A 10,745-nucleotide genomic window follows, 5' to 3' on the forward strand; every position below is an offset into this window, starting at 1 on the left:
TAAATACGATACTCGTGAGTAAAATCAATAAATTAAAAATATTAAACGATCCCATTTACGGATTTATCACAATACCCAATCCTTTACTTTACGATTTAATTCAGCATCCTTACTTTCAGAGATTACGACGTATTTCTCAAATGGGAATGTCCTATCTAGTCTATCCTGGAGCACATCATACTCGTTTTCATCATGCACTTGGGTGTATGCATATCATGCAAAAAGCGATTGAGGTACTGCGCTTTAAAGGAGTTTCTATTTCTAGTAAAGAAGAAAATGCGTTGTACATTGCCATTGTATTACATGATATTGGTCACGGTCCATTTTCACATGCTATGGAGCATAGTATCGTTGAAAATGTAAATCATGAAGCGATTTCGTTACTTTTTATGAATAAGCTAAATGAGGAATTTGACGGACAATTAGCTTTGGCAATTCAAATTTTTAAAGGAGAATATCACAGGAAGTTCATGTTGCAATTGATTTCCAGCCAACTCGATATGGACAGAATGGATTACCTAAAGAGAGACAGTTTCTATACCGGAGTTGCTGAGGGTAATATCAATTCTGATAGATTGATTCAAATGATGAATGTAGTTGATGATGTATTGGTAATTGAAGAAAAAGGAATTTATTCTGTCGAGAAATTTTTAATGGCAAGACGATTAATGTATTGGCAAGCCTATTTACATAAAACAAGTTTGGTAGCGGAAACTATTTTGACTAAAGTACTCAAACGAGCCAAAGATTTAACTCAAAAAGGCATTGTACTTCCTGCTAGCGAAGCTTTGCAATTCTTCATGAAAAATAAAGTGGAGTTGAATGATTTTAGTCATTCGGTGTTGCATCAATTTTCACAGCTGGATGATTATGATGTTGTAGGAGCATTAAAAGCTTGGCAATATCATGACGATTTTATACTAAGTTCTCTAAGTAAAATGATAATCAATAGAGATTTGTTGAAAATAAAATTAAGCAGTGAAAAGTTCTCAGCAGATGAAATTCAAAAATTAATGGAACAATTTTCAAAAGAAAGTGACATTTCACCGCAAGATGTGCACTATTTTATTTTTAAAGGTAAGATTAAAAATCAAGCCTATAGCAAAGATGCCGAACCTATCAGGATTTGGAAAAAAGACAAAACCATTGAAGATGTTGCCGAAGCTTCAGATCAACTCAATTTGAAAGCTTTGTCTAAGCCTGTAACCAAATATTATCTTTGTTATCCAAAACAACTTCTCGAAAAGTAACAACTAAAATCTATTTTTTATATTTTTGTCGAAACAAAAACTAGCACGTATACTTTTTTGGGAGTAATAAAGTAATAAATGACAAGTGTTTTCAATTACAACCTTATAAAAGTAGGATAACAATAAAATGAAATTTACTGCAGAGCAAATAGCGGATATTTTAGATGGAGAAGTTTCAGGTAATCCTAATGCTGAAGTATACAGATTATCTAAAATTGAAGAAGGCACCGAAGGTTCGCTAACTTTTTTATCGAATCCAAAATATTTGAATTACATCTATTCTACACAAGCCTCTGTAACTATTGTAAATAAAACTTTTATCCCTGAGAATGAATTGACTACTACCTTGATAAAAGTGGAGGATGCCTACCAAGCTTTTTCAAAATTATTAGAATTTTACGACCAAGTGAAGAATAATAAAGTAGGGATAGAACAACCTTCGGTAATTTCGTCTGGGGTTAGCTATGGTGATAATTTTTATCTTGGAAGTTTTAGCTACATAGGAACAAATGTTACCATAGGCAATAATGTAAAGATTTATCCTAATTGTTTCATTGGTGATAATGTAACTATTGGTAATAATGTAACCATTTTTGCTGGAGCAAAGGTATATTCAGAATCGATAATTGGAAATTTTTGTGCCATTCACTCAGGAGCTATTATTGGATCAGACGGATTTGGATTTGCACCACATGCAGATGGAACGTATTCTAAAATTCCACAAATTGGTAATGTGATTATCGAAGATTATGTCGATATAGGTTCATGTACTACAATTGATAGAGCTACAATGGGCTCAACGATTATCAGAAAAGGTGTAAAACTAGACAATCAAATCCAAATTGCTCACAATGTAGAAATTGGAGAAAATACGGTTATTGCAGCTCAAACTGGTGTTGCTGGTTCTACTAAAATTGGAAAAAATTGCATGATTGGTGGGCAAGTAGGCTTTGCAGGTCATTTAACAATAGGTAATAATGTCCGTATTCAGGCCCAATCTGGAGTTGGAAGAAACGTAAAAGATGGAGAAGTGCTACAAGGAAGCCCTACCTTTGGATATACCGATTTCAGTAAATCCTATGTTCATTTCAAAAATTTGCCAAAAATTGTATCAGAATTCGAAGATTTAAAAAAAACAATAAACAATAAAGACTAAGTTATGGTTAAACAAAAAACCATTAAGAGTGAAATTTCTCTCATTGGAGTTGGTCTCCACACAGGTAAAGAAGTAAAAGTAACTTTTAAGCCTGCGCCAGTAAATAACGGATATACCTTTGTTCGAGTAGATTTAGAAGGCTCTCCTGTTATTGAAGCAGATGCAAATTATGTGGTAAATACACAAAGAGGAACGAATTTAGAAAAATTAGGAGTAAAAATTCAAACACCTGAGCACGTATTAGCCGCTTTTGTTGGTTGTGATGTTGATAATGTTATCATTGAATTAGACGCATCTGAATTGCCAATCATGGATGGTTCCTCAAAGTTTTTTGTTGAAGCCATCGAGAAAGTTGGTTTAGAAGAACAAGATGAGAGAAGAAACGTTTATGTAGTTAAAGAAATTATTTCTTATACAGATGAAGCTACAGGTAGCGAAATCATTTTAATGCCGAGTGATGAGTATCAGGTAACTGCTATGGTCGATTTTGGAACCAAAGTTTTAGGAACTCAAAATGCAAATTTAAAGAGCATAACCGATTTTAAGTCTGAAATCGCTGATGCCAGAACGTTCAGTTTTCTTCACGAATTAGAAACACTATTGGATGAAGGTCTAATAAAAGGAGGAGATTTAAATAATGCCATAGTATATGTCGATAAGGAAATATCCGAGAGGACTATGAGTCATTTAAAAGTGGCCTTTGGAAAGGAAAATATTTCTGTAAAACCAAACGGAATCCTCGATAATCTAACCTTGCATTATCCTAATGAAGCCGCTAGACACAAACTATTAGATGTCATAGGTGATTTGGCACTCATAGGAACTAGAATTCAAGGAAAAGTCATAGCAAATAAACCAGGGCATTTTGTAAACACACAGTTTGCTAAAAAAATGTCAAAAATTATAAAAATCGAACAACGCAACTTTGTACCTTGTTACGATTTGAATAAAGAGCCGCTCATGGATATTCATAAAATCATGAGTATATTGCCACACAGACCGCCCTTTTTGTTTATTGACAGAATTATAGAAATGTCTGATAGTCATGTGGTAGGAATGAAAAATGTGACTATGAATGAATCTTTTTTTGTAGGACATTTTCCAAACGCACCAGTAATGCCGGGGGTAATCATTGTGGAAGCGATGGCTCAAACGGGTGGAATATTAGTATTAAGTACAGTTCCTGATCCAGAAAATTACCTTACATTTTTCATGAAAATTGATAATGTTAAGTTTAAGAATAAAGTACTTCCAGGGGATACCTTGATATTCAAATGTGATTTGATAACCCCAATCAGAAGAGGTATTTGTCACATGCAAGCTAAAGCGTATGCCAATGGTAAATTAGTAGCAGAAGCCGAATTGATGGCACAAATTGCAAAAAAACAATAATAGAAGTTTGTAGTTTATAGTTTTTGGTTGACAAAACCATTAACAACAAACAATAAACAATAAACCTAAAATATATGAATCAACCTTTAGCATATGTACACCCAGGAGCAAAAATTGCAAAGAATGTGGTGATTGAACCTTTCACAACCATTCACAATAATGTGGTTATAGGTGATGGTACTTGGATAGGATCCAACGTAACCATTATGGAAGGAGCCAGAATTGGTAAAAATTGCAATATTTTTCCAGGAGCTGTAATTGCTGCCGTTCCTCAAGATTTGAAATTTGGAGGAGAAGATTCTTTGGCTATAATTGGAGACAATTGTACCATTAGAGAGTGTGTAACTATAAATCGTGGTACCATAGCCTCAGGTCAAACAACTTTGGGTAATAATTGTCTAGTTATGGCTACAGCACATATCGCACACGATTGTCACATTGGCGATAATGCCATAATAGTAAATGGAGTAGCTCTCGCAGGACACGTAACAGTGGGGAATTATGCAATTATTGGTGGCTTAGCTGCTGTGCATCAATTTATTCAAATCGGAGACCACGCCATGATTTCTGGAGGTTCTCTCGTTAGGAAAGATGTTCCTCCCTATACTAAAGCAGCAAAAGAACCTTTGTCCTACGTAGGAATCAATTCAGTTGGTTTGCGTAGAAGAGGATTCACAACCGAAAAAATAAGAGAAATTCAGGATATTTACAGAATACTATATCAAAAAAATTATAACACTTCTCAAGCGGTTAGTATTATCGAAGCCGAAATGGAAGCAACTACAGAGCGTGACGAAATCTTAGATTTTATCCGAAATTCTTCACGAGGAGTTATGAAAGGCTATTCGGGTAATTATTAATAAAAATTAAATAGAAAAGGTTCTTCAAGAACAATAAATTACAAATATAAAATCATAAATTATAATGGCATCTACATCAGATATTAAAAATGGATTGTGTATAAAATACAACAACGATATTTATAAAATAATAGAGTTTCTTCATGTTAAACCAGGAAAAGGACCAGCTTTTGTAAGAACAAAGTTGAAAAGTTTATCTAACGGTAAGGTTTTGGATAATACTTTTTCTGCAGGTCATAAAATTGATGAAGTTCGTGTCGAGAATCATAAATTTCAGTTTTTGTATCCAGAGGGCGATTTATTTCATTTTATGAACGTAGAGTCTTTTGAACAAATTTCATTAAACAAGAATATTTTAGATTCACCTGAATTATTAAAAGAAGGAGAAAATGTAATGGTAAGTATCAATACTGAAACCGATTTGCCATTATCCGTAGATATGCCAGCATCAGTAGTATTAGAGGTTACTTATGCGGAACCAGGAGTTAAAGGAAATACAGCTACAAACGCTACCAAATCTGCAACTGTAGAAACAGGAGCTACTATTAATGTGCCTTTATTTATTAATGAAGGAGACAAAATTAAAATAGACACTGCCAACGGTACTTACATGGAACGTGTTAAATAATTTAATAACTAGATGAAATTTCCTAAAGTTCATTCCTTACACGAAATAGCCAACATACTTCATTGTGAATTTGTGGGAGATAAAGACTTTCCTGTTCATGGTATGAATGAAATTCATGTTGTTGAATCTGGTGATATTGTTTTTGTTGATCATCCAAAATATTATGATAAAGCATTACAATCTGCTGCTACTGTTGTTTTGATAAATAAGAAGGTAGATTGTCCCGATGGAAAAGCATTATTAATTTCTGACGATCCTTTCAGAGATTTTAACGTATTAACCAAATACTTTAAGCCTTTTCAAGCTTCCAATGTTTCCATCGTTCCATCGGCATCAATTGGATTTGGAACTGTAATTCAGCCTAATACTTTCATAGGAAATCACGTAGTAATAGGGAAGAATTGTTTGATTCATTCTAATGTATCTATTTATGACCATACTATAATTGGAGATAATGTAATTATTCATGCAGGAACGGTTCTAGGAGCTGATGCTTTTTATTATAAAAAACGACCTGAAGGTTTTGACCAACTCGTTTCTGGGGGAAGAGTAGTTATTGAAGACAATGTAGGTATTGGAGCACTTTGTACCATTGATAAAGGGGTTACTGGCGATACAACCATTGGAGAAGGAACAAAACTAGACAATCAAGTACACGTTGGACATGATACTATAATAGGTAAGAAATGTTTGATAGCCTCGCAAACAGGAATAGCGGGATGTGTAATTATTGAAGATGAGGTGACATTATGGGGTCAAGTAGGAACTACTAGTGGAATTACTATTGGTTCCAAAGCGGTAATTATGGGACAAACAGGTGTAACTAAATCAGTTGAAGGTGGTAAATCCTACTTTGGAACTCCTATTGAAGAGTCAAGAGAGAAATTAAAACAATTAGCCAACATAAAGAAAATACCTGAAATATTAAATAAATTAAAATAATATGCCTGCTAAGAAACTAGTTCAACAATTTTATAAATCAGATGCACTAATCAATAGTGAAATTATGGATACGTTTCTACATCCTGATGTCATTTTAGAGTGGAATAGTAGTAAAGGTTATGTTCAAATGAAACGTTCAGAAATTTTGAAATTAGCAAATGAGTTAAGTAAGGCCTATGTTCGCTCAAAAGCAAGAATAAGTCATCTTCTCAAGGAAGGAAATTTCGTTACCGTTCGATATTCTCATTACATAAAAACTATCGAAAATCCTAGAGAGGAAATGTTATTAGCTCATTTTATGGTAATCTGGGAAGTCAAAGACGGCAAACTTTTTAGAGGCTATCAAATGAGTCAGATTTCTTAAAATTATTTGGCAAAAAAACTTCAGAAGTAAATTTCAAAACCTTACTTTTGCATCATTATTTAAAAAAAAACAATAAAAAATACATCATGAGTGTTTTAGTCAATAAAGATTCTAAAATAATAGTACAAGGATTTACAGGAAGTGAAGGTACTTTTCATGCCTCACAAATGATTGAATACGGAACAAATGTTGTTGGTGGTGTAACTCCGGGTAAAGGAGGAACTACTCATTTAGACCGTCCTGTTTTTAACACTGTTAAAGATACCGTTGATAAAGCAGGAGCTGATACAACAATAATTTTTGTCCCACCAGCTTTTGCAGCAGACGCTATTATGGAAGCTGCCGAGGCAGGAATAAAAGTAATCATCACAATTACTGAGGGTATTCCTGTAGCCGATATGATTAAAGCATACGAGTATATAAAAGGCAAAGACTGTACATTAATTGGACCTAACTGTCCAGGGGTAATCACCCCAGGAGAAGCAAAAGTTGGAATTATGCCAGGTTTCGTTTTCAAAAAAGGAAATGTAGGTATCGTTTCTAAATCAGGAACTTTAACCTATGAAGCTGCTGACCAAGTAGTAAAACAAGGATTAGGAATCACAACTGCGATAGGAATTGGTGGAGATCCAATTATCGGAACTACAACCAAACAAGCAGTAGAATTATTGATGAACGATCCTGAAACTAAATGCATTATCATGATTGGTGAAATTGGCGGTCAATTGGAAGCTGATGCTGCTAAATGGATTAAAGCCGATGGAAATCGTAAACCAGTAGTTGGTTTCATCGCTGGTGAAACTGCTCCAAAAGGAAGAACAATGGGACATGCCGGAGCTATTGTTGGAGGTGCAGATGATACCGCCGAAGCTAAAAAGAGAATCATGAAAGAATGTGGAATTCACGTAGTAGATTCTCCAGCTGAAATTGGAAAAAAAGTAAAAGAGATAATGGGATAATTGACAACAGTCGATTTGAAACGTGTAGTAATGCCTCACTTTTATAGTGAGGCATTTTATTTTAATAAATATAAATAGATAAGATGTACAAAGAATTAAAAAAGTTTAAAACCAACAATAGCTTTAATTTTACAATTAATGATAATCTTGAAGAGGTTTGCAATGCTCCTCAAAACGGTAGTGGCTTATTTTTAGTATACACTGTTGATGGAGAAGAAAAAGAATTGATTATGGTAGGTTCTACTGGGACAGTTCAAAATGATGGAACACTTAAAAGTAAAAACGGAGGTTTATTTGATAAAATTGTAAATGGACATCAGTTTGCTAAGACTGGGCGTAAATATTCATGGCCAACTCAGATGAAACTAGAAAAAATTGAATTATTAGAAGTTTTTTTGTTTGAAACATTCAATGCTAAAACAAAATCCATTCCAACTAGTATTGAAGGGAGTATTTTACAAAATTTTTTAGATGAAAATTCCAAATTGCCTAGATGGAATGTAGCATTTTAATAAAATCATAATTTTATAGGTTTTGCATTTCGTTAGTTTTTCCGACTGATTTACAGAATGTTGATATGATAAATAAATGTTAAAATTAATTTTTGGTGTAACGACTTTTTTTGTTTAGCGACTACTCAATAAATTAATATTCATCAATCAAAAATCAATTAGTATGAAAAAATCAATTATTTATTTAGGCATTGCTTTAGTTTCGTTTTCAACAATCGCTTCAGCAACAAATGTTAGTTCTTTAACAGCATTAGAATTGAGACAAATTAATGATGTTTCTCCAACACCTTTATGTGTCGCTATTAGCAAAGGAGAAATTGATATTGTAAAAAAATTCGTGGAATACGGTGCTGATGTCAATGAAAAGTCAAATGGAATGACTCCTTTAATGTTAGCCGCACGTTATAATAAAGTGGAAATTATCAAATTTCTACTGGCTAACGGAGCAAATATAGATACTAAAGATGAAAAAGGGTATACTGCTCTTAAATATGCCGAATTATCATCTGCAACTGATGTAATAGCTCTTTTAAAACAATCAAAATAGCATCTCATTCATCAATCAGAAAAAAAAGAGCATCATATTATGATGCTCTTTTTGTGTTTTATAAAACGTAATTTTTCGATTAGTTCTTATTTAAAATACGAAAAGGTTTCTTCATTTTCAATTTTTAAGAGGGATTCATAAATTAAACGAATCACATTTTCAACATCCTCACGATGAACCATTTCAACTGTAGTATGCATATATCTTAAAGGCAGTGAAATCAATGCTGAGGCAACTCCTCCGTTACTGTAAGCAAAAGCGTCTGTATCCGTTCCTGTTACTCTGGAAGAGGCTAGTCGTTGAAAGGGAATTTGTTTTTCAATAGCTGTATCTAAAATTAATTCTCTTAAATTATTTTGAACAGCCGGCGCATAAGTAACTACCGGTCCTTTTCCAATTTTCACTTCACCTTCAATTTTTTTATCAATCATAGGAGTAGTAGAATCGTGACACACATCAGTAATAATAGCTATGTTAGGTTTTATGGTTTGAGTAATCATTTCAGCTCCTCGAAGCCCTACCTCTTCTTGTACAGAATTTGTGATATACAATCCAAAAGGTAGTTTTATTTTGTTTTCATGAAGTAAACGTGCAACTTCTGCTATCATAAAACCACCCATTCTGTTATCTATGGCACGACAAACGAATTTATTTTCGTTCATAATCATAAACTCATCAGGATAAGTAATGACACATCCCACATGAACTCCAAGCTTTTCAACTTGTTCCTTATTGTCACATCCCAAATCTATGAAGATATTACTAGTTTTAGGAATTTCTTCTTTATCTCTATTTCTGGTGTGAATTGCAGGCCAGCCAAAAACTCCTTTTACAATACCTTTTTTGGTGTGGATATTGACACGTTTTGAAGGCGCAATTTGATGATCTGAACCACCATTTCTAATCACATATACCAAACCATCATCAGTAATGTAGTTTACATACCAAGCAATTTCGTCAGCATGTCCTTCAATAACTACCTTATAAGAGGCATCTGGATTTATGACTCCTACAGCCGTTCCATAAGTATCTGTTATAAAAGTATCTACGTAAGGTTTTAAATATTCCATCCATAATTTTTGTCCTTCAGCCTCAAATCCAGTTGGAGAAGCATTATTTAGATAGTTTTCTAAAAAAGTAATCGAAGATTGGTTTAATATTTTTTCTGTGCTCATAAAATATATTTTTTTGCTAAATTAAAAATTTGGCATTACAGTTGCATATATAATGTATAATTTTGACACTTAAATTTTTTCACTATGAAATCGCTACTAACAAAAAGTTTGTTTTAGACAAACACCAATGAAGATAAGGCGATACCATATGACCTTAAAAAAAACAAAAATACTGTAACATATGAAATTGATTTCATGCATATCGTTTTTACTTCTAATTTCTAGCAGTGTTAAAGCGCAAATTATTGAAAAAGACACCACTAAAATGGGTTACGTTTTAGAAGAAAATGATACTATAACCGAGCCTATTTTATTGGAAGAGGTGGTCATTTTTAAAGAAAAACTAGATCCAGAAAGTAAAAAACAATTTCTATTGTTGCAAAATAGAGTCTATAAGACGTATCCTTTTGCTAGAATTGCTTCAGACCGACTTACTTCTATGAATAAAACAATGGACAAATTAAAAACGGCAAAGGAGAAAAGAAAATATTTTAAAATTGTAGAAAATTATATGGAAAATGAGTTTACAGCTCAACTCAAAAAATTATCTCGCAAGCAAGGGCAAATTTTAGTTAAACTCATCCATCGCCAAACCGGCACTACTACTTATGATTTAATAAAAGATTACAAAAGCGGATGGAAAGCATTTTGGTCTAATAATACGGCACGATTGTTCGATATAAATCTTAAAACGGGTTATGCTCCATACGAAGTCAATGAAGATTATCTCATAGAAACCATACTTTTTAGAGCATTCAATAGAGGTAGATTAGCCAAACAAGAGCCAGCTAATCCCATAGATTACGATGCTTTATCAGATTTTTGGGAACAAAAAGCAAAAAATAAAAATTAATTTTCTCAGTAGCTTTATCCTTCTATTTGCTACAAACGAAGTTCATCGAACTCCAATTAAAATAGATTTTTAGTGAGGTAATCTTTTACATTCTGAAGGAGCAAGTA

General features: G+C 33.2%; 12 protein-coding genes. 11 read left to right on the forward strand and 1 reads right to left on the reverse strand.

What is annotated here, in order from left to right; translation table 11 throughout:
• Positions 1 to 14: 14 nt before the first annotated feature.
• The 10 genes from AC23L6_RS04400 (at position 15) to AC23L6_RS04445 (ending at position 8,610) form a co-directional block, all read left to right on the forward strand.
• On the forward strand, positions 15 to 1,250 hold the full coding sequence (locus tag AC23L6_RS04400) for an HD domain-containing protein (RefSeq protein WP_487562125.1): 1,236 nt from the start codon (positions 15 to 17) through the stop codon (positions 1,248 to 1,250).
• Positions 1,251 to 1,377: 127 nt separating this feature from the next.
• A complete protein-coding gene (gene lpxD, locus AC23L6_RS04405; protein ID WP_487562124.1) occupies positions 1,378 to 2,406 on the forward strand; it encodes a UDP-3-O-(3-hydroxymyristoyl)glucosamine N-acyltransferase in 1,029 nt (342 codons plus the stop codon).
• 3 nt (positions 2,407 to 2,409) lie between these two features.
• Entirely contained in the window at positions 2,410 to 3,798 is a 1,389-nt protein-coding gene (locus tag AC23L6_RS04410; protein WP_487562123.1) for a bifunctional UDP-3-O-[3-hydroxymyristoyl] N-acetylglucosamine deacetylase/3-hydroxyacyl-ACP dehydratase, read from the forward strand.
• 74 nt (positions 3,799 to 3,872) lie between these two features.
• On the forward strand, positions 3,873 to 4,658 hold the full coding sequence (gene lpxA / locus AC23L6_RS04415) for an acyl-ACP--UDP-N-acetylglucosamine O-acyltransferase (RefSeq protein ID WP_487562122.1): 786 nt from the start codon (positions 3,873 to 3,875) through the stop codon (positions 4,656 to 4,658).
• A gap of 64 nt (positions 4,659 to 4,722) precedes the next feature.
• Entirely contained in the window at positions 4,723 to 5,286 is a 564-nt protein-coding gene (gene efp / locus AC23L6_RS04420) for an elongation factor P (RefSeq protein ID WP_487562121.1), read from the forward strand.
• A 12-nt stretch (positions 5,287 to 5,298) separates the two neighbouring features.
• The gene (locus AC23L6_RS04425; protein WP_487562120.1) at positions 5,299 to 6,228 is read left to right on the forward strand and encodes a UDP-3-O-(3-hydroxymyristoyl)glucosamine N-acyltransferase; all 930 of its coding nucleotides are present in this window, start codon (positions 5,299 to 5,301) and stop codon (positions 6,226 to 6,228) included.
• Between the two features lies 1 nt (position 6,229).
• On the forward strand, positions 6,230 to 6,592 hold the full coding sequence (locus tag AC23L6_RS04430) for a nuclear transport factor 2 family protein (RefSeq protein ID WP_487562119.1): 363 nt from the start codon (positions 6,230 to 6,232) through the stop codon (positions 6,590 to 6,592).
• Positions 6,593 to 6,678: 86 nt separating this feature from the next.
• Complete coding sequence (gene sucD, locus AC23L6_RS04435; protein WP_487562118.1) at positions 6,679 to 7,551, forward strand: succinate--CoA ligase subunit alpha; 873 nt, start codon at positions 6,679 to 6,681, stop codon at positions 7,549 to 7,551.
• 83 nt (positions 7,552 to 7,634) lie between these two features.
• A complete protein-coding gene (locus AC23L6_RS04440; protein WP_487562117.1) occupies positions 7,635 to 8,063 on the forward strand; it encodes a hypothetical protein in 429 nt (142 codons plus the stop codon).
• Between the two features lie 163 nt (positions 8,064 to 8,226).
• A complete protein-coding gene (locus AC23L6_RS04445) occupies positions 8,227 to 8,610 on the forward strand; it encodes an ankyrin repeat domain-containing protein (protein WP_487562116.1) in 384 nt (127 codons plus the stop codon).
• An 86-nt stretch (positions 8,611 to 8,696) separates the two neighbouring features.
• Here AC23L6_RS04445 and AC23L6_RS04450 read toward each other — a convergent pair whose 3' ends face one another.
• Positions 8,697 to 9,785, reverse strand: coding sequence for a M42 family metallopeptidase (locus AC23L6_RS04450; protein ID WP_487562115.1), 1,089 nt, complete (start codon positions 9,783 to 9,785; stop codon positions 8,697 to 8,699).
• Between the two features lie 181 nt (positions 9,786 to 9,966).
• Between AC23L6_RS04450 and AC23L6_RS04455 the strand changes: the two genes are divergently transcribed.
• On the forward strand, positions 9,967 to 10,638 hold the full coding sequence (locus AC23L6_RS04455; protein ID WP_487562114.1) for a DUF4294 domain-containing protein: 672 nt from the start codon (positions 9,967 to 9,969) through the stop codon (positions 10,636 to 10,638).
• Positions 10,639 to 10,745 lie beyond the last annotated feature (107 nt).

The sequence above is a fragment of the Flavobacterium sp. R1_16 genome, assembly GCF_057652095.1.